Here is an 18,068-nt window from a genome sequence, read left to right as displayed (position 1 = left end):
CTGGCCGGCCAGCGCGAGGCGGTCGATGTCGAGCGCGACGGGCCGGTATTGCTCCTCGATGCGCGAGATTTCCGCCGCGTTGTTGCGCGACTGCTCGGTCATGTCGGTGGCATTGGCCACCATCTCGTTGAATTGCGCAAGCGCTGCTTCTACGCGCGTCTCGGCTTCGGACACGGCCGTTTTCTCGATCTCGATGTCGGCCGGTGCGCTGACCAGCACCAGGTTACGCACGGCCATCGCACGGTCGTCCACGGCGTTGCGCACTTCGCGGGCCTTGTCGGCGCGCGCGTTGATGCCTTTCACGAAGCTGTAGAAGCGCTGGTTCGAATCGCCGAGCGCTTTCAGCGAAACGCCCGATACGACCAGCACGATAACGGTCAGGGTTCCGAATGTAATCAGGAGCGAGGATTTCGCCGATAAATTCTTGAAAGTCATATAGTGCTCCGCTCCTTGTGCCGCGATGAAAAGCCGATGACGAATGCGATGGTTCGGCGAACTGACAGTTCGCCAACGGATCGCCTTGTCCATGGCAGGGTTATCGGCAGCGTTCGGCACGAGCACAGGTGCCTATTGGGCGAAATCGCGACGCAAAGGTTTGCGTATCGTTAAAGATTGTGAACTCGCGGGATATGACGATTTCCGCTGAGGAATGGTGAAAATTTGAAGGTAAGAATGGGGTGGTTTGCAGTGAGGCGCAGGCGAAAAATCGGTAAGTTCGGCTGATTTTTTTGTGGCAATGGTATGACGAAGGCGGCGCCGGTTTGGGGTTGTCGGTGGCCTTGAGGTTGCGATTCGTGCCGAGTCGCGCGATATGGGTGCGCGCCGAAGTTGGCCTTTTGCGAAAGCGAAATGGAGAATTGCCGGCGTTATTTTTATTGATATTTTTTTAATGAATTTCTAAAACTTTCGCATCAAGTCACGGCGAGATGCCGCGCGCCTTTTCGAATAAGGCGGCGCGGCCTGCCCAAGCTTATCGAGTATCCCGCCCGCCATGAAACTGCCCGAAGTGCCGGGCCGCAAACAGCCCGATCGCCAGCATGCCCAAACCGAGCGTGGCCGCGTCGGCCGTATTCCGAAGCTCGAATTGCCCCACATGGCAAACCAGCGCATAGGCCGCCACCAGATTGAAGAACCCCCATACCACGTTCACCGTGGACGACGACAACCCACGCCCCCGAGGCTTGGCGAACGGGCTTTGAAACGGCTCGCCGCGCACGCCGCTGACGAAATGCGGCACGGCGTTGGCGAGAAAAACACCACCGAAGAACCACGCTACGAAGTGAAACTCATGCATGTCGGATACCTCTTGCGTCGAGAAGGTCGAGCACGTGCTGCGTCGTGCCGGTTTCGCCCAGGCGGGGAAATACGTGATTCAGGCTGGTGTCGTGCGCTTGCGGCTTGCCGTCGGTCATCGCGTCGACCGCGAGCGTCACGTGATAGCCAAGCTCATACGCCTGGCGCGCGGTCGATTCCACACCCGTGCCGGTCGCCACACCCACGATCACGACCTGCGTCACGCCGCGCGTTTTCAGTTGGCGATCGAGGTCCGTGCCGCTGAACGCGCCCCAGGTGCGTTTGGTCACCAGCACGTCGCCGGCTTGTCGATCGAGTTCGGGAATCAGTTCGGCCCAGCCGGGCGGCAGCGCTTCGGTGCGGCGAGGCCGCTCGGTGCGCCCCGGCGCGGTGCCATCGACATTGACCAGCACGACCGGCAAGCCATGCCGGCGGAACGCATCGAGCAAGGCGCGCGATCGTTCGATGATCGGGGCGATCGGCGCGATGAACGCCGAGCCGACGATGCCGCGCTGCAGATCGACCACGATCAGGGCGGTGTTGGGGTCCAGCGTCGAAATGGGCATGGCCTTCCTTTACGGTATCGGCGGTATTGACGGGTGCTTACTCGTCCACCAGGCGCTCGAGCAACGCCACGGCGCTCGTCAGTTGCGCCTGTTCGGCCGGGGACAAGCGTGCACGGAGAGTTTTCGACAGCCAGTCCTGCCGGGCGCTGCGCGCGCGCTCGATCCACGAACGACCGGCATCCGTCAGCCGCAGAATGGTTCGGCGCCCGTCGGCCGGATCTGGCGTGCCGGCGATGAACCCCATCGTTTCGAGCGGCGCAATCGCGGTGCCCATCGATTGCGTGCGAATGCCTTCGGCCCGCGCCAGTTCCGACACCGATCCCGAGCCCTCGCGCTCCAGACGCAGAAGCACGAGCGCCTGCGTGGTGCTCAGATCGCCGCGACCGGCTTGCGCGCGCATGGCGCGCTTCAGCTTGGAAATGACGGTGCGAAGCGAGGTGGCGAGCGCGTCGGCTTGATCCGGCGGCGGGAGGGGGGCGTGATCTTTCATGAGCGGCACTGTGCCAGATGAAAAGAAAACTGCCAAGTTAACTTACTATTTTCACGCAAAAAAGCGCGACGTTCGCCGCGCGTACCTTACTTCGCCTGCACCACCAACCCGCGCGCCATTGCGGCCTTGTAGGGCTCGTCGAGCGTCACCGCATTGCGGTACAGCGTGCGCATCGCCAGGCAGGTGTCGGCCGGCGTGGCGGTGGCCGGGGCGCGCGTGGCGTCGAGGAAGGTCTTGCGCTCGGCGGCCGGCAGCGGCTGCATGATCCGTTCGAGCGCGGTGGTCACGGCCGCGGCGTTGGGGGCGATCGCGGGCGTGTTGTCGAGCACGGCCTGCACCGAGGCCTGCGAGATGTCGAACCAGGCGTTCGCGTCGGCTTCGTTCAGGCGCGCGATCGCATCGTTGAACAGGTGTTCCTTGTCGTCCGGCTTGACGACCGGCCGCGACAAGGTCTGGCAGTCCTGATCGGGCATGCCCGCCACCAGCTTCGCCATCAGCGCGAGCCGCTGTTCGAGCTGCGCGTCGGGCAGGCGCGGCAGGCCGTCCTGCGCGAGACCGAAGCCCTTTTCGTAGCCGTCGGCCTGCTTGTCGCCGGCCAGCAGCGCCTGGAATTTCGCGTTGTCGTCGAGCTTTTCCATGAAGCGCTCGTAGGCCGCGTGCGCCGGTACGTTTTCGGCGAACGGGTTGTCGTCGTCTTCGTCTTCCTGTTGGCTGCTTGTCGAGACGGGCGGCGTGCTGCCGTCCGGCGCGCCGCGAAGGTGCTGGACCACACGCACCGCGGCTACGCCGAGCACGGCGGCGAGCAGATAAACCAGAAGGCGATTCTTGCGTGAGGTCATCGATCCACCGTCGGATTGTCGGATTGGAGCCGGCAGGGCGGATGGCCCGCTTGCATGGCATGGCCTGGATGGCAGGCGCCGTGCGTAATATATCGACGCCGCACAAGGGTGGCAACGCCGCGCCGCGCGCGGCGCGTCATGACGAACGGCAAGCTTGTGAACGTGCGGCGCGAAGTGGCCGAAAGAAAGCCGAAGTGCGGACCGAACAACGGTCAACCGGTGTGCGTCAGCCCCGCCGCGACACCGGCTGGCGCGTCGCCACGGCGGCCGCGCGGGTTGCCGCGCGAGTTGCCACGAGACGGCGCGGGCAGCTTGACCGAACTGTTCCAGCCGCTCGCCTGCACGTCGCGAATCTCGCGCGCGGCGACGGCGGCGATGCACTGACGCCCCGGCATCGGCAGATCGATCACGCGCCAGGTGCCGGCGTCGTGGGTGTGCACGCGATGCGCATGCGTGTCGGTCGACTGGCACAGATACCCGGCGGCGGACGGCGTGCCGGCCGCGGCGGCCACGCTGGCGAGGCGCACGCGATGCCGATCGTCGTCGTCCACCACGTCGCCGGTCGAGAACGCGGTGGCCAGCCCGAGCGGCTGCGCGCCGATCCCGATCAGAATCCAGATGCCCGCGTAGGCCACGGCGATATCGATCGGCCGGCTCGCATCCGACAGGTTCAACGTCACCCGGCCGCTTTCGTGATCGACGATTTCCAGCGACTTCGGCGGCACGGCGAGCATGCCGCCGAGAATGCCGCGCAATACCGCGCGGCCCACCGCGAAGCGCTTGCCGATGCCCGGCTGCGGGAAACACTTGGCGCGCTTGCGTTCATGCGGCGAGAGCCGCGCGAACGCGTCCTCGCGCGACAGCAGTTGCCACTCGGGGCGCAGCAGCCAGAGGCGCAACGCATCGTCGCGAAGCGGGGTATCGCAAAACGGCGGCTGCTCGGCCAGCGGGTGCGTGCTGAAGCTCAGGCCGGGGGCGAGTTCGATGCTGCGCTCGGCGTGGATCAGGTCGGCGGAGGCGGGCGCGGCATCGCCCGTGGCGGGCAGGCCGCGGGGTTCGCGTGCGTTGGTGCTCATGCGTGTCGCTCCCGCTGGCAAGCGGCGTAGTCGGCCCTCGGGATCGACGATCGCACGGCGGCATGCGGCAGGTTCTCGGCATGCATGATCGTTCCAGCTCTCTCTGGTTGTGATTCGAAGTGGCGCTATGTTCCGATAATTTCGAGATTAATGCAAATGGTTCTCATTTGCAGAATGTAAGCGAAACCGACCTGCCAAATCGGGCTGCCGACGCGGGATCGAAACAGGATCGACGCGGGTGGCGAAAACTCGCCCGGCGTCTCGCAAAGTCACTTGACAAGGCGAAGCCCGCCCGTCAGAGTACGCAACCAAATGCCAATGATTCTCATTTGCGGAGCGAGAAGCAGGGTGACGGGCTCAGGTCCGATGCCGCGCTCGACCCGCAGCACGCAAGGGCCGCGTGACGCCGAGAGGTGTAAATGAGTTTCGTTTATTCAATTTTTCACTGGCCGGCAAGCCGGTCGAACGGAGCAAGCGATGAGCTGGGGCGATGAAGACACGACCTATCAAGTGGTCGTCAACCACGAAGAACAGTACTCGATCTGGCCGGAATTCAAGGACATCCCGGCGGGCTGGCGCCAGGCCGGCAAGTCCGGCAAGAAGGCCGAGTGCCTGGACTGGATCAACACGGTCTGGACCGACATGCGCCCGCTGAGCCTGCGCCGCGCGATGGAAGCCGATGCAGGCCGCGCGGCGGACTGATCGATGCCGGTGAACGCTGTCGCACCGGCGGCGCTGCCGCCCGTGCAGTTGTTCTGTTTCGCCCATGCGGGCGGGGCCGCCTCGCTGTATCGGCGCTGGCAGCAGGCGCTGCCGCATGGTGTCGAGGTGGTCGCGCTCGATCTGCCGGGCCACGGCACGCGCCGCGCGCTCGCGCCGCTGGCCGAATGGCCGGCGCTGCTCGATGCGATGTGCGCCGAGCTGCTGGCGCGCCGCGACCGCGAGCGCGCCTTCGCGTTGTTCGGCCACAGCATGGGCTCGCTGGTCGCCCATGAACTGATCCACCGGTTGCGGGCGCGCGATGCGGGCGAGCCGGTCTGGTTCGGCGCGTCGGCGTCGGCCGCGCCGCCGTGCCGCAAGGTCGAAACGCACTGGCTCGATTGCACGCATGAGCAACTGGTCGACAAGCTGCGCTCGCTCGGCGGCACGCCGGAGATCCTGCTGCGCGACCGCGATTTCATCGACATGCTGATGCCCACCTTCCGCGCGGATTTCCATCTGTGCGGCATCTACCCGACCGTGTTCCCGGCCGAACCGCGGCGCGAGCCGCTGGCTTGCCCGGTGACGGTGTTCACCGGCCGCGACGACGCGGCCACGGCCGATCCCGACAAGCTCGCGCCATGGCGCGACACGACCCTCGGCGAATGCACGTTCCATGCGTTCGCCGGCGGTCATTTCTATCTCGAGACGCAGCCGGAACCGGTGCTCGCGCGCGTGGCCGAATCGCTCGCCCGCGCCCTGGCCACGCCGGCCCCGGCTGCCGTCTTGCCGACGGAGGCAGGATGGACGCAATGACGACGACGCGCCCCGCGCTGGCGCTCGATACCCGCGAACTCGAACAGAACGGCACGCGCGTGCTGGCGATCGAGCCGGCCGGTGGGGCCGCGGCGCATGCCGCACCGCCCGCGCTCGACGGTGCGGTGGCCGACGCGGTCGCCGCGCGGGTCGCGCTCGAAAAGCCGCGCTACGGCGGCGTGCTGGTGCGCGGCTTCGCGCCGCTCGGCGCGGCCGGCTTCGAGGCCTTCACGGGCCGCTTCGGCGAGCCGATCCGCGAATACGAATTCGGCTCGACGCCGCGCAGCCGCGTCGACAAGGGCGTGTTCTCGTCGACCGAATACCCGGCCAGCCAGTGGATCGACCAGCACAACGAGCAGTCGTACACGCTCAAGTGGCCCGGCTCGATCGGCTTCTATTGCGAGATCGCGGCCGAGGAAGGCGGCGCCACGCCGGTGGCGGACAGCCGGCTGGTGCATGCGCGGCTCGATCCGGCGCTGCGCGCGCGCTTCGCCGAGCACGGCGTGATGTATGTGCGCAATTACGGCAATGGCCTCGATCTGCCGTGGCAGCAGGTGTTCGGCACCGAGGAGCGCGCGGAGGTCGAACGCTATTGCGACGCCAACCGGATCGCCTACGAATGGCTCGACGACGGCGAGGAGCTGCGCACGCGGCAGATCTGCCAGTCGGAGCTGGTGCATCCGGCGACCGGCGAGACGGTCTGGTTCAACCAGGCCCATCTGTTCCATGTGACCAACCTGCCGGAAGGCGTGCGCGAGGCGATGCTCGAAGTCGTCGAGCCGGACCGCCTGCCGCGCAACACCTATTTCGGCGACGGCACGCCGATCGACGACGCGATCCTCGACGAGGTGCGCGGCGTCTATCGCGACACGATGCTGTCGTTCCCGTGGCAGGCGGGCGATGTGCTGCTGCTCGACAACCTGCTGATGTCGCATGGCCGTGCGCCGTTCGCGGGCAAGCGCCGCGTGCTGGTCGCCATGACGCGATAGCGCCGCCGTAGCGCCTCGCGTACCGGCTAGGGCCGCCGGCAGGCTTGCCGCGCGGCCGTCGGCCGTTCCGAAAACGAACCTGAAGAGTCAATCCGTGAGCGAAGTGTCGAACGATCTGCTGTCGATTTCGACGGCCTATGTGGCCCTCCCGCCGGACAAGCGCGCCGTGTTTCGCGGCCGCTTGCGCGAGCGCGGCATCGACGCCGCCCGCCTGCCGATCGTGCCGTTTCCCGGCGACGAGCGGCGTTTCCCGCTGTCGTACGCGCAGGAGCGCCTGTGGTTCCTGTGGCGTCTCGATCCCGACAGCGCGGCCTATAACGTGACCGGCGCGGTGCGCCTGCGCGGCCGGCTCGATGCGGGCGCGCTGCGCGCCGCGCTCGATCGCGTGGTGGCGGCGCACGAAAGCCTGCGCCAGCGTTTTCAGGAAGTGGATGGCGTGCCGTTCCAGAGCGCCGGCCCCGGCGAATACGGTTGGGAAACGCTCGACGCTGCCTCCGACGCACTCGACGCGCTGCTGGCCGCCCGCTCGGCCGCGCCGTTCGATCTGGAGCGCGGCCCGTTGCTGCGCGTGGCGCTGATCGCGCTCGGCCCCGACGATCACATGCTGCACGTGGCGCTGCATCACATCGTGTCGGACGGGCTGTCGATCGGCGTGTTCGTCGGCGAGGTCGCGGCCGCCTACCGGGCCTGCCTCGACGGCGCGACGGGTGCGCCCGCCGCCGCCCCGGTGCAATACGGCGACTACGCGCAATGGCAGCGCGAATGGCTCGACGACGGCGCGCTCGCGCGCCAGCTCGATTACTGGCGCGAGCGGCTCGGCCACGATCATCCGGTGCTGGAGCTGCCGAAATCGCGCATCCGCGCCGGCCTGCGCAGCGGCGCGGGCGCGCGGATCGTGCGGGTGCTGCCGGAAGCCGTGCGCGAGGCGCTGACGCGCGTCTCGAACGCGGCCGGCGCCACGCCGTTCATGACGCTGCTGGCCGCCTACGACCTGCTGCTGGCGCGCTACAGCGGCCAGCGCGACATTCGCGTGGGCGTGCCGGTGGCCGGCCGCGACCGGCCCGAAGTGGCGAACACCATCGGTTTCTTCGTCAATACGCTGGTGATCCGCGCGGAACTCGACCGCGCGCCGAGCTTCGCCGCGCTGCTCGACCAGGTGCGCGAGCGCGTGCTCGAAGCCCATGCGCATGCGGACCTGCCGTTCACGCGGCTGGTGGACGCGTTGCAGCCGCAGCGCAGCTTTGGCCACACGCCGCTGTTCCAGGCGATGTTCAACTATCTGGGCGAGGATGGCGGCACGATCCGTCTGCCGGGGCTGGACGTGTCGAACCACGAGATCGACACGCAGACAGCCCGCTTCGACCTGGTGCTCGACGCGCGCGAGCGCGCGGGCGGCTTCGAGGTGGCGCTGACCTATGCCGAGGACGTGTTCGAGCGCGCCACCATGGAGGCCATGCTCGATCACTACGTGGCGCTGCTCGGCGGCGCGCTGGCTGCGCCGCAGGCGCCGCTGGCCGCGCTCGGCGCGCCTGCGCCCGATGCCACGCCGGCACCCGTCAAGCCATACCGCCCGGTACCCGCGCGTTTCGCGGCCAGCGCCGCGGCTCACGCGGCCTCGCTCGCCGTGCATTGCGAAGGCCGGCGCGCCACCTACGCGGAACTCGACCGCCACGCCGCGCGCATCGCGCGGGCGTTGACGGCGGCCGGCATTGGCCACGACGAGCGCGTGGGCATCTGCATGACGCGCTCGGTCGGCATGGTCGCCGCGCTGCTCGGCACGCTGCGCTCGCCGGGCGCGTTCGTGCCGCTCGATCCGGCCTATCCGGCCGAACGGCTCGCGATGATGATGGACGATGCCGGCGTGCGTGTGGTGCTGACCGACGCCGATGCGCAGGCCCGTTGCGGCGCGCTGTTCGATGCGCGCGTGGCGATCGATGTGGGCGCGCTGGCGGATGGCGCGCAGGATGCGCAAGACCTGCCGGAAACTCCGGCCCCGCACCCGGATCAACTGGCCTACGTGATCTACACGTCCGGTTCGACGGGCCGCCCGAAGGGCGTGGCGATCTCGCACGGCGCGTTCGCGGCCCACCTCGACGATTTCATCGCCGCGCACCGCATCGGCCCCGACGACACGCAACTGCAATCGTCGACGATCAATTTCGATGTGGCGCTGCACGAGATGCTGCCGGCGCTCTTGCAGGGCGGCAGGATCGAGATGCGCGGCCCCGAGGCGTGGGATATCGACACCACCAGCCGCCACCTGATCGATGCGCGCGTGACGTTCTCGCGCCTGCCGACCGCCTACTGGCAGCAGTGGCTGCGCACGCCGCCGCCGCCCGAATCGCTGGCCGCGCTGCGCCAGATCACAGTGGGCGGCGAGGGCCTGCCCGGCGACGCGCTCGCGCAATGGCAGCGCGGCCCGCTCGGGCGGATCGGCCTGGCGAACCTGTACGGGCCGACCGAAACCACGGTGGCCTGCATGGTTCGCGCGACCACGCCCGACGACGCGGCGCAATCGATCGTCTCGATCGGCGTGCCGTATGCGTCGCGCACCGCGCGCGTGCTCGACCGCGACGGCAACGAGGCGCCGGTCGGCGCGCTCGGCGAGTTGTGCATCGGTGGCCACACGCTGGCGCGCGGCTATCTGGACCGGCCGGGGCAGACGGCCGAACGCTTCGTGCCCGACCCGCTCGGCGGCCCGGGCGCGCGGCTCTATCGCACCGGCGACCTGTGCCGCCGCCGCGCCGACGGCGCGATCGACTTCCTCGGCCGCCTCGACCAGCAGATCAAGCTGCGCGGCTTCCGCATCGAGCCGGGCGAGATCGAGGCGGCGCTGCGGCGCTTGCCGCGCGTGGCCGAAGCGGTGGTGGTGCTCGCCACCGAACGCGGCGTGGCGCGCCTGATCGGCTATGTGGTCGGGGCCGAAGGCTCGGCGCTCGACGGCGCTGAACTGCAACGTGCGCTCGCCCAGCAATTGCCCGCGCACATGGTGCCGGCCGCCATCGCCGTGCTCGCGAAGCTGCCGCTGATGCAGAACGGCAAGGTGGACCGCGCCGCATTGCCGGCTGTCGAAGTGGGTGCGGCCGACGGCGGGCGCGGCGCGCTGGCCGAACCGCGCAACGAGGCCGAACGCATGCTGCTCGATTGCTGGCGCGCGGTGCTGAACCGCGACGATCTCGGCATCGAGGATGATTTCTTCGCCTCGGGCGGCGATTCGATCCTGAGCCTGCAATTGATTGCCCGGGCGCGGGCGCAGGGCTGGTTGTTGAGCCCGCGCCAGGTGTTCGAGCAGCCGACCGTGGCGCGGCTCGCGGCCGCGATGCGCCGGCTCGATGCGGCGGCCGACACGGCCGAACTACACGAACCGCTGCCGTTGACGCCGATCCAGTCGTGGTTCTACACGCGCTATCCGCAAGGCGAGCCGCATTGGAACCAGTCGGTGCTGCTGCGCGTGCGCGGCGCGCTCGATCTGCCCGCGTTCGAGCGGGCGCTCGGTGCGACGATCGCGCGGCACGATGCGCTGCGGCTCGTGTTCGAGCGCGGCGCCGAAGGCTGGACGCAACGCGTGCTGGCCGACGCGCCCGCCGTGACGGTGGCGTCGGCCGATCTGCGCGAGGCCGGCGAACGCTGGCCGGCCGCGCTGGAACCGCGCGCTGACGACGCGCAGCGCGCGCTCGATCCGGCCGTGGGCCGCCTCGTCAACGCCATCGCGTTCCGCACCCCCGATCTGGACGACGGCACGCCCGACGGCCGCTTGCTGCTGGTGATTCACCATCTGGCTGTCGATGGCGTGTCGTGGCGAATCCTGCTGGCCGATCTCGCGGCCGCCTATGCGGCGGCCGTCGAGGGCCGCACGATTGCACTCGATGCGGCGCTGCCGTGGAGCGTCTGGGCGCAGGCCCAGCGCGAGGCGGCCACGCCCGCGCGGCTCGCGGCGGCGTGGCCGGCCTGGCAGGCCGCGCTGGCCGAGGCCGTCGCGCCGCTCGATGCACCGCGCGGCACCGTGGCGACCAGCGACGCGATCGACTGGAAGCTCGGCCGCGACGACACCGACGCGCTGCGCCGCGCCGCGCCGCGCGCGTACCGCCTCGGCATCGACGAGTTGCTGCTGGCCGCGCTGTCGCGCGCGGTGGCAGGCCTGTTCGGCGGCGGCGGCGCGCTGCTCGCGCTCGAAGGGCATGGCCGCGACCTGTACGACCGGCTGCCCGGCGCGGCGCGCGACGAGCTCGATCCGAGCCGCACCGTGGGCTGGTTCACCACGCGCTTCCCGGCCTGGCTGCCCGCGCCGGCCGACGACGCCGCGCTGCTGATCGGCACCAAATCGCGTCTGCGCGCGCTGCCCGATGGCGGCGCGTCGTGGGGCTGGCTGCGCAGCTATGGCGAGCCGGCCGTGCAGGGCGCGCTGGCCGCGCTGCCCGCGCCGCGCATCAGCTTCAACTATCTGGGCCAGTTCGACGGCAGCCTCGCCGAGGACGGCCCGTTCGGCTTCGCCACCGAGAAGGCCGGCAGCGCCCAGCCGCTCGGCGAGGCGCTCGTCTATCCGGTCGAACTGAACGGGTTGATCGTGGCGGGGCGTCTGTCGTTCACGTGGCGCTTCGATCCGGCCGTGGTGTCGCCCGAGCGCCAGCATGCGCTGGTGGCCGCGTTCGGCCGCGAGGTCGCACGGCTGGTGGCGCATTGCGAGCACGCTGCGCCGCGCGCGACCGCCGCCGATTTCCCGCGCGCCGGGCTTGACGAGGCCGGTTTCGACGCGCTCGGCGTGGCCGATACCGCGCTCGACGATCTGTATCCGGCCACGCCGCTGCAACAGGGCCTGCTGTTCCACAGCCTGCTGGAGCAGGGCGCGTACTTGAACCGCAAGCGGCTGACGCTGTCGGGCGAGGTGGATGTCGCGGCGATGCGCAGCGCCTGGCAGACCGTGATCGCGCGTCATCCGGTGCTGCGCACGCGCTTCGTGCGCGGGCACGGCGGGGCGATGCTGCAAGCGGTGCTGGCCGACGTGCCGCTGCCGTTCGAGGTGCACGACTGGCGCGAGCATGGCGATTACGAAGCGGCGTTCGCGCGCTGGTTCGACGAGGAAGCGCCCAAGCGCATCGATCTCGATGCCGCGCCGCTGATGCACGTTTCGCTGTTCCTGCGGCCCGACGGCAAGCACGATCTGGCCTGGTTCAACCATCACGCGCTGTCGGACGGCTGGAGCCAGTCGCAACTGCTCGGCGAACTGACGCGCAGCTACGCGGCCGCCTGCCGGGGCGTCGCGCCCGAACTGGAGCCGGTGGTGCCGTTCGCGGCCTATGCCGATTGGCTGGCGCGCCAGCCCGAGCCGGCCGATTGGTGGCGGGCGCAACTGGCGCGCGTCGATCGACCGGCGTTGCTGCTCGACAGCGTGCCGGCCCGGCCAGCCGTGCGCGGACAGGCCGCGGGCGATGCGTCGGGCTGGGGCCAGCGCGTCGCCACGCTCGACGCGCAGGCGTCCGCCGCGCTGGCGGAATCGGCGCGTCGCCGTGGCGTCACGCTGAACACGCTGATCCAGGCCGCGTGGGCGCTGGTGCTGGCGCGTCATGGCGGGCGCCGTCAGGCCGCGTTCGGCGTGACCGTGTCGGGCCGTCCGTCCGACCTGGCCGGCGCGGGTGCGATCCAGGGCGTGTTCATCAACAGCCTGCCGCTGTGGGTGGACGTGCCCGCCGATGCGCCGCTCGATGGCTGGCTGCTCGCGCTCCAGCATCTGAACGTCGAATTGCGTCAGGTCGAGCACACGCCGCTGACCTCGGTTCGCCAATGGGCCGGTGCGGGCTTCGGCGAGCTGTTCGATTCGCTGCTGGTGTTCGAGAACTATCCGATCGATCCGTCGCTGAAGGATGGGTCGGCCGGGCTGGTGGTGGACGCCTCGGTGTCGTTCGAGCGCACCCACTATCCGTTGACGCTCGGCGTGCTGCCGGGCGAGCGGATCGGCCTCGAATGGAGCTGGGACGGCGCGCGGCTCGACGGCGCGACCGTCGACGCGCTGTCGGCTGCCTACGTGGCGGTGCTCGCGCAACTGGCGCGGCCTGAAGCGTCGACGCTGGCCGAGCTGCGCATCGACGGCCCCGCCGGCGTGACGGGCGCGGCATCCGCGCCCGACGCCGCGCATCCGTACCGCCCGGCCGTGGCGCGCTTCGAGGCCGCTGCGCAGGCCGCGCCCGATGCGCCGGCCGTGCGCTGCGGCGAGGCCGTGCTCAGTTATGGCGAACTGGCCCATGCTGCCGCCCGCATCGCGGCGCGGCTTGCCGCGCTCGGTGTGCGCGCCGAAGCGCGTGTGGGCGTGTGCATCGAGCGCGCGCCGCAACTGATCGCCACGCTGCTCGGCGTGCTGAAGGCCGGTGGTGCGTATGTGCCCCTCGACCCGGGCTATCCGCGTGAGCGCTTGCGCGACATGTGCGCGGACGCGGGCATCGCGATCGTGCTGACCGATGCGCCCAGCGCCGCCGCGCATGACGACTGGATCGGTGCGGCGGGTTGCGTGACGCTCGACGTGGCCGACGCGATTGGCACCGTGGTGAGCGATACGACCGACGCAGCCGACGCAGCCGACGCAGCCGAAGCAGCCGAAGCAGCCGAAGCAGCCGAAGCAGCCGAAGCAGCCGAAGCAGCCGAAGCAGCCGAAGCAGCCGAAGCAGCCGAAGCAGCCGATACAGCCGATACAGCCGACGCAGCCGACGCAGCCGATACGACCGATGCAGCCGATCGTTCCGCCCCTCTCGCGCCGCGCTTTGCCGCGCCGCATCCCGATCAGCTCGCCTACGTGATCTACACGTCCGGCTCGACCGGTCGGCCGAAGGGCGTGGCCTTGACACACGGCGCACTGAGCCGCCACCTCGACGATTTCATCGCCGATCACGGCCTGCGTGCCGACGACCATGTGCTGCAGTTCTCCACCGTCAACTTCGATGCGTCGGTCGAGCAGATCTTCGCGCCGCTGTCGCTGGGCGCCTCGATCGAGATGCGCGGCCCGGCGTTGTGGACGGCCGACGAATTCGACCGCGTGCTGGCCGAACGGGCGATCAGCTTCGCCTATCTGCCGACCGGCTATTGGCGTCAGTGGGCGCGCCAGGCGCGCCCGCAAGCCAAGCTCGCGCTGCGCCGCATGATGATCGGCGGCGAGGCGCTGCCCGGCAGCGCCGTCGCGCAGTGGTTCGCGGGGCCGCTGGCCGGCGTGCCGCTGCTCAATACCTACGGGCCGACCGAGATCGCCGTGACCTCGTCGGTGCAGGCGGTGGACGCCGCACAGGCGGCCTGCGCCGCCGCGCCGATCGGCGGGCCGTCGGCGTCGCGCACGTACCGCATTCTCGATCGCGACGGCCAGCCGGTGCCGCCGCTCGGCACCGGCGAGCTGTGCATCGGCGGCGCGACGCTGGCGCGCGGCTATCTGGGCCGACCGGACCAGACGGCCGAGCGCTTCGTGCCCGATCCGTCCGGCGCGCCCGGCGCGCGGCTCTATCGCACCGGCGACCTGTGCCGCTGGCTGCCCGATGGCGGCGTGGCCTATGTCGGCCGGCTCGACGCGCAGGTCAAGCTGCGCGGCTTCCGCATCGAACTCGGCGAGATCGAGGCGGCGCTCGCGGCGCAGCCCGGCGTGGCCGAGGCGCTGGCGACGGTGCAGGGCGAGCACGATGCGCGCCGCCTGGTCGCCTATGTGGTGGCCGCGCCCGGCGCGAACGGTGTGCAGCCCGATCCGGCCGCATTGCGCGAGGCGCTGGCCGCGACGCTGCCGGCCTATCTGGTGCCGGCCGCGATCGGCGTGCTCGACGCGCTGCCGACGCTGCCGAACGGCAAGCTCGACCGCCGCGCGCTGCCCGCGCTCGATGCCGAAAGCGCCGGCTACGTCGCGCCGGCCACGCCGCTGGAGGCGACCGTCGCCGAGATCTGGCAGGCCGTGCTCGGCATCGACCGAGTGGGCGCACGCGACGATTTCTTCGCGCTCGGCGGCCATTCGCTGCTGGCGCTGCAAGTGGCCTCGCGCCTGCAACGCGCGCTCGGCCGCGACGTGCCGCTGCGCGCGCTGTTCGATCATCCCGAACTGGCCGCGCTGGCCGCCTGGCTCGAAGCCGGGGCCGCGCCGGGCACGCCGGCCGCGCGCGTGCTGCCGCCGGTGCGCCGCACCGGCCGCCGCGAGGCGCCGCCCACCCACGGCCAGGCCCGGCTCTGGTTCCTGTGGCGCTTGGCACCGGACAACCCGGCCTATCACCTGTCGCTCGCGGTGCGGATCGACGGCGCGCTCGACGCCACGCTGCTGCGCGCCGCGCTCGACGCCGTGGTGGCGCGCCACGACATGCTGCACGCGCGCTTCGAGGAACGCGACGGCGCGCCGTGGCTGGTGGTGGACGACAGCCTGCGCGCCGGTTGGACGCAAGCGTCGTTCGACTCGGCCGATGGGGAGAACGCGTCGGCCTGCACCGCCTGGCTGCGCGAGGGCGGTGCCGAGCCGTTCGATCTGGCGCGCGGCCCGCTGCTGCGCGCGCGGCTCGCCCGGGTGGGCAACGACGCGCATGTGTTCCAGTTGACGCTGCACCACATCGCCACCGACGGCTGGTCGATGAACCTGCTGATCGACGAACTGGCGGCCGCCTACGAGGCGGCGCTGCGCGGCGAGGCCACGGCCTACGCGCCCGAGTTGCCGGTGCAGTACGTCGATTACGCCGTCTGGCAGCACGAATCGCTCGACGCCGCCGCGCTCGACGCGCAGCTCGATTACTGGCGCGACACGCTCGGCAACGAGCAGCCGGTGCTCGAACTGCCGGCCGACCGGCCGCGTCCGGCGCGACGCGACGGTCACGGCGCGCAGGTCGGCCTCGAACTCGACCGCCCGCTGGCCGATGCGCTGCAGACCTGGGCGCGCCGTCACGACGCGACGCTGTTCATGACCCTGCTGGCGGCGTTCCATGCGCTGCTGCACCGCTACGGCGGGCAGGACGACATCCGCATCGGGATTCCGCTGGGCGGGCGCGAGCGCATCGAGATCGAGCCGCTGATCGGCTTCTTCGTCAATACGGCGGTGATTCGCGCCGACCTGTCGGGCGCGCTGCCGTTCGACGCGCTGCTCGCGCAGGTGCGCCGCCGCGTGCTCGATGCGCAGGCCAACCAGGACGTGCCGTTCGCGCGAATCGTCGACGCCTTGCAGCCGGTGCGCGTGGCGAGCCACACGCCGCTGTTCCAGGCGATGTTCAACTACGACGTGCGGCAGGGCGACACCGAACGCCGCGTGGCCGGCGCGTTGCGTCTGAGCCCGTTCGGCGCGGCGCGCACGGCGGCGCAGTTCGATCTGACGCTCGGCGTGTCGGTGGGCGAGCGGATCGGGCTGTCGTTCGGCTATGCGACCGATCTGTTCGATCGCGACACGGTGGCACGTCTGCTCGACGACTATCGCGCGCTGCTGGTGCAGATCGCGGGTGCGGGCACGGGCACGGCGGACGCTCCGGCCGCCCTGCGCCTGCGCGATCTCGCGCTGGCCGCGCGGCCGGTGGCGAGCCGTGGCGCGTTCGAGGCGCAGCCGTTCGTCGCCACGCACGAGCGGATCGCCGCGCAGGCGCGCCGCTCGCCCGAGGCGATCGCGGTGCGCTGCGACGGCGCCGCGCTCGATTACCGGGCGCTCGATGCGCGCGCCACGCGGCTCGCGCAACGGCTGCTCGCCGACGGCATCGGCCGCGAGGCGCTGGTCGGCGTGTGCACGGCGCGTTCGCCCGACATGCTGGTGGCCGTGCTGGCGGCGATGAAGGCGGGCGCGGCCTATGTGCCGCTCGATCCCGCCTATCCCGACGCGCATCTGGCCGGGATGATCGACGACGCCGCGCTGGCCTGCACGCTGACCGATGCGGCGGGTCGCGAGCGGCTCGATGCGATCGGCGGCGCGCATCGTTACGTGGATATCGCGTCGGCTTCGGCTTCGGCCGACGAGGCGGCGGGCCACGCCGAGGCGGCGTTGCCCGCCGTCGTGCCCGATCAACTGGCCTACGTGATCTACACCTCCGGCTCGACCGGCCGGCCGAAGGGCGTGGGCGTGACGCATGGCGCGCTGGCGCGCTTCCTCGACAGCTTCCAGGCGCATCTCGCCTTGACGCCCGACGATGTCTGGCTGGCCGTCACCACGCTGTCGTTCGATATCGCGGCGCTGGAGCTGTACCTGCCGCTCGCGGCCGGCTCGACGATCGCGCTGGCGACCCGCGAAACGGTGGTGGACGGCGTGCGGCTCGCGGCGCTGGCCTATGCCAGCGGGGCGACCGTCATGCAGGCCACGCCGATGGGCTGGCGCGTGTTGCTCGACGGCGGCTGGCAGGGCGCTTCGCCGGGCCGGCGCTTCACGGCACTGAGCGGCGGCGAGGCGCTGCCGCCCGATCTGGCCGAGGCGTTGCAGGCGCGTGGCGTGGCGCTCTGGAACCTGTACGGCCCGACCGAGACGACCATCTGGTCGAGCGCGGCGCGGCTCGAGGCCGGCGCGGCGATCACGCTCGGCGCGCCGCTCGAACACACCACGCTCCAGGTGCTCGACGCGAGCGGCCAGCCGGTGCCGGACAACGGGGTCGGCGAGCTGTGCATCGGCGGGGCCAACCTCGCGCGCGGTTACCTGAACCGGCCGGGCATGAGCGCCGAGCGCTTCATCCCCGATCCGCACGGCGCACCCGGCGCGCGGCTCTATCGCACCGGCGACCTGTGCCGGGTGCGCCGCGACGGCCGCCTCGACTACCTGGGCCGCGCCGATCAGCAGGTCAAGCTGCGCGGCTTCCGCATCGAACTCGGCGCGACCGAGGCGGCGCTGCGCGCGTTCGACGGCGTGACCGGCGCGGCGTGCCGGATCGTCGGCGAGGGCAGCGCGCGGCGTCTGGTGGCCTATGTCACGGGCATCGCCGATGCCGCCGATGCAGCCGGCCTGCGCGCGCGGCTCGCCGAGCAACTGCCGATGCAGCAGGTGCCCGCGCAGATCGTGGCGCTGGCCGCGCTGCCGCTGACGTCGAACGGCAAGCTGAACCGCAACGCGCTGCCCGAGGTGGCCGCGCACGACGACGAGCGCTACGTCGCGCCGGCCACGCCGATGCAGGCGCTGGTGTGCGAGGTGTGGGCCGACGTGCTCGGCGTCGAACGGGTGGGTATCGACGACGACTTCTTCGTGCTCGGCGGCCATTCGCTGGCGGCGGTGCGCGTGGCGGCGCGGCTCGGCGAACGGCTCGGCCGTCAGATCGGGCTGGCGCAACTGTTCGCGCATCCGCGCGTGGCCGATCTGGCCGCGTGGCTCGACGCCGACGCGGGGCAGGGTGCGGCCGGGGAACCGG

General features: G+C 70.6%; 10 protein-coding genes. 4 read left to right on the top strand and 6 right to left on the bottom strand.

The features are described 5' to 3' along the window. The 6 genes from ACYP33_RS33185 to ACYP33_RS33160 form a co-directional block, all read right to left on the bottom strand. On the bottom strand, nt 1-435 hold a 435-nt coding region (locus ACYP33_RS33185), incomplete at its 3' end, for an MCP four helix bundle domain-containing protein (protein ID WP_459625481.1). Nucleotides 436-970: 535 nt separating this feature from the next. Beyond that, nucleotides 971-1,294, bottom strand: a complete 324-nt coding sequence (locus tag ACYP33_RS33180) for a hypothetical protein (RefSeq protein WP_459625371.1) — start codon at nt 1,292-1,294, stop codon at nt 971-973. Further along, nucleotides 1,287-1,859: a cysteine hydrolase family protein gene (locus ACYP33_RS33175; RefSeq protein WP_459625370.1), complete on the bottom strand. Its 573-nt coding sequence runs from the start codon at nt 1,857-1,859 to the stop codon at nt 1,287-1,289. Before ACYP33_RS33175 ends, ACYP33_RS33180 begins: the two co-directional genes overlap by 8 nt. Nucleotides 1,860-1,896: 37 nt before the next feature. Then, complete coding sequence (locus tag ACYP33_RS33170) at nt 1,897-2,385, bottom strand: MarR family winged helix-turn-helix transcriptional regulator (RefSeq protein WP_459625369.1); 489 nt, start codon at nt 2,383-2,385, stop codon at nt 1,897-1,899. Nucleotides 2,386-2,435: 50 nt separating this feature from the next. Then, entirely contained in the window at nt 2,436-3,188 is a 753-nt protein-coding gene (locus tag ACYP33_RS33165; RefSeq protein ID WP_459625368.1) for a hypothetical protein, read from the bottom strand. Nucleotides 3,189-3,400: 212 nt separating this feature from the next. Continuing rightward, nucleotides 3,401-4,264 carry a 4'-phosphopantetheinyl transferase family protein gene (locus tag ACYP33_RS33160; RefSeq protein WP_459625367.1) on the bottom strand — a complete coding sequence of 288 codons (864 nt, stop codon included), beginning with the start codon at nt 4,262-4,264 and terminating at the stop codon, nt 3,401-3,403. Nucleotides 4,265-4,741: 477 nt separating this feature from the next. On the opposite strand from ACYP33_RS33160, the gene ACYP33_RS33155 reads away from it, so the two are divergent. The 4 genes from ACYP33_RS33155 to ACYP33_RS33140 form a co-directional block, all read left to right on the top strand. Beyond that, nucleotides 4,742-4,966, top strand: coding sequence for an MbtH family protein (locus ACYP33_RS33155; RefSeq protein WP_414441808.1), 225 nt, complete (start codon nt 4,742-4,744; stop codon nt 4,964-4,966). A 3-nt stretch (nt 4,967-4,969) separates the two neighbouring features. After that, a complete protein-coding gene (locus tag ACYP33_RS33150; protein ID WP_459625366.1) occupies nt 4,970-5,779 on the top strand; it encodes a thioesterase II family protein in 810 nt (269 codons plus the stop codon). Beyond that, nucleotides 5,776-6,768, top strand: coding sequence for a TauD/TfdA family dioxygenase (locus ACYP33_RS33145; protein WP_414447733.1), 993 nt, complete (start codon nt 5,776-5,778; stop codon nt 6,766-6,768). The genes ACYP33_RS33150 and ACYP33_RS33145 overlap by 4 nt, the downstream gene beginning before the upstream one ends. A gap of 94 nt (nt 6,769-6,862) precedes the next feature. After that, a partial coding sequence (locus ACYP33_RS33140) for an amino acid adenylation domain-containing protein (protein ID WP_459625365.1) occupies nt 6,863-18,068 on the top strand: 11,206 nt, incomplete at its 3' end.

This window comes from Burkholderia sp. 3C, assembly GCF_054589155.1.
Note: the sequence above shows the minus strand (reverse complement) of the source record. Positions and strands in the feature narration are given on the sequence as shown.

Bases quoted from the DNA above. Each gene is read 5' to 3' on its own strand.
- ACYP33_RS33180 (WP_459625371.1), bottom strand. From the start codon at position 1,294: ATGCATGAGTTTCACTTCGTAGCGTGGTTCTTCGGTGGTGTTTTTCTC.
- ACYP33_RS33175 (WP_459625370.1), bottom strand. From the start codon at position 1,859: ATGCCCATTTCGACGCTGGACCCCAACACCGCCCTGATCGTGGTCGAT.
- ACYP33_RS33165 (WP_459625368.1), bottom strand. From the start codon at position 3,188: ATGACCTCACGCAAGAATCGCCTTCTGGTTTATCTGCTCGCCGCCGTG.
- ACYP33_RS33160 (WP_459625367.1), bottom strand. From the start codon at position 4,264: ATGAGCACCAACGCACGCGAACCCCGCGGCCTGCCCGCCACGGGCGAT.
- ACYP33_RS33155 (WP_414441808.1), top strand. From the start codon at position 4,742: ATGAGCTGGGGCGATGAAGACACGACCTATCAAGTGGTCGTCAACCAC.
- ACYP33_RS33150 (WP_459625366.1), top strand. From the start codon at position 4,970: ATGCCGGTGAACGCTGTCGCACCGGCGGCGCTGCCGCCCGTGCAGTTG.
- ACYP33_RS33145 (WP_414447733.1), top strand. From the start codon at position 5,776: ATGACGACGACGCGCCCCGCGCTGGCGCTCGATACCCGCGAACTCGAA.